1 protein-coding gene and 1 pseudogene are annotated in these 2,005 nt (G+C 69.4%); both read right to left on the bottom strand.

Going from position 1 to position 2,005, the window contains the following annotated elements; all coding sequences use genetic code 11:
• Window positions 1–1,706, bottom strand: a pseudogene (locus tag UK23_RS40870) (TIGR02680 family protein); the annotation flags it as partial.
• Window positions 1,703–2,005: DUF2398 family protein (locus UK23_RS40865; RefSeq protein WP_045317176.1), on the bottom strand; the 303-nt coding region annotated here is incomplete at its 5' end. The gene UK23_RS40865 and the pseudogene UK23_RS40870, both read right to left, overlap by 4 nt.

The following is a 2,005-nucleotide window of genomic DNA, read 5'->3' as shown; positions in this document are numbered from 1 at the left end:
CCGACCCACTCGCGGGCCTTGCCGCTCAACGCCTTCGCCGCAGCCGGGTCCGGGGTCTGGGGCAGCGCCAACGCATCCGCTGGGCGTTCGTCGAGCAGAGGCCCGCTGGACGTCCACGCCTCGACCTGCTCCAGCCAGGTCTGCACGACCTCGGCCAGCTCCTGCAGCTCCTGGTTGCGCAACGCGGTCGACTCGGTCGCGCCGAGCTGGGCGTCACGGGCCTTCTGCCGCAACGACTCCACCTCGCGGTGCTGCGAGTCCAGGGCCAACGCCTGCTCGTGCAACGACAGCGCCAAGGCACCCCGTTGGCGAGCAAGGGAAGCGATGCCCGAGGTCTGGTCGATCACCGACGCCAGCGAGGCCAGCACGTCCTCGGTCGCGGCGGCAGGCGGCACGCGGCGTTCGATCGGCAGCGGTCCGGCCTCGGGATCGGGCTTGGCGCGCACGGAATCCGTGGTCACGGTGGCCTCGGCGGGCGGGACCTGCGGGACGTCCGGCGCGAGGTCGGAGTCCATGCCCGCGAGCCTGAGGTTCTCGCGCAACGGGTCGCTCAACGCGTCGGCGGCCTGCAGATCCTCAGCCAGTCGCCTGAGCAGCCGCAGCACGTTGTCCACAGCGGCGTCTTCCTGAGCGCGCTGGCGATGGGCCGTTTCCAGAGCCGCAACCGCGGAAGAACGCTTCTCCGCCACCAGGTTCTCGCGCGTCTTGAGGTCCTGGAGATCGCGGAACGCCGGCAGTTCCTTCAACGCCGCGATCGTTTCCTCGGCTTGTTGCTCGCCGGTCTCCATGTCGACAAGTGCCTGCTCGGAGGCGGCGCGTTCCATCCGCGTGACGTCCAGCTCCTGCGTCAGCTTCGACTGCTCGCGCCGCAGCTTCGTCACCGACCTCTCGGCGGCGTCGAGCCGTTCGGAGGCACTCCTGAGTCCGCCGAACGCGTAGTCGCTGTAGGTCTTGAGGAACGTGCTGAGCGCACTGTCCGCGGAGGACAGTCGCACGATGTTCTCGCGGATCGACTCCAGGTCGTCGAACGACGTCGCGAGCTGCTCGACCATAGCCTGGTCCAGTGGCGGCAGGGCGTCGCTGAGGATCTGTTCCAGCTGCCCTTCCAGCACCTTCAGGCCGACGTCCGGGTTGCGCAGCGTCCGCTGGAGGTGCAGCAGGTCGCCGTACCGCGCGGCGGGCACGCCGTAGACCGCGTCGGCGATCTTCGCGCGGAACGCCGGTTCCTCGAACATGCAGTCCGCGCCGATGAGGTCGCGCAGCTGGGCCGGGCCGTGCGGGACGCGTTCCGGGCCCGCGAGCTGCAGTTCCGTGCCGACGCGCATCGGCGTGACGAACCGCCACGAGTCCGTGATGGCCTGCGAGGTCTTGGACGCCTTCACGCCCAACCCGCACGTCAGGTACTCGTTGCCGCTGTGGTCCGCGGCTTCGCGGATCAGTTCGACCCACGCGTAGCCGATGCGGTTCGGGCCGCCGTCGTAGTCGTCCAGCATCAGGCGCCGGATGCTGACCGTGTCGAAGCCCTTCGAGCCGAGCTGGCGCAGGTCGCCGTCCAGGCACAGCGGCAGCAGCAGCTCCAGCGTGCGGGACTTGCCGGAACCGTTGGTGCCCTGGAAGATCGCGCGGCCACCGGAGAAGTCGAACGTCTGCTCGGTGTACTGCCAGATGTTGACCACGCCGCCGCGGTGCAGCCGCCACCTGCTCATGACACGTTCTCCTCATCGAACAGGGACCAGCTCGGTACTTCAGGCACCACAACGGGTTCCGGTTGTTCACGTTCGGGGTCGCCGTCGGGTTCGGGCAGCCAGCGGTGCGCGGCCGCGCTGATCGACCAGCCTTCTTCGCACCGGGTCGCGAGGCCCATGCGGCGCAGCAGTTCCGTCACCTCGGCGACCAGCCGGTCGAGGTCGTCGGTGAACTGCTTCGACCACGCGGCAGGGTAGTCCTCGACGAGTTGGGCGCAGACCTCGCGGATGCGTTCGGTGGCGACCGCGTGCCGGGCGGG

The organism is Lentzea aerocolonigenes (assembly GCF_000955955.1).
Lineage (GTDB): Bacteria > Actinomycetota > Actinomycetes > Mycobacteriales > Pseudonocardiaceae > Lentzea > Lentzea aerocolonigenes_A.
Note: the sequence above shows the minus strand (reverse complement) of the source record. Positions and strands in the feature narration are given on the sequence as shown.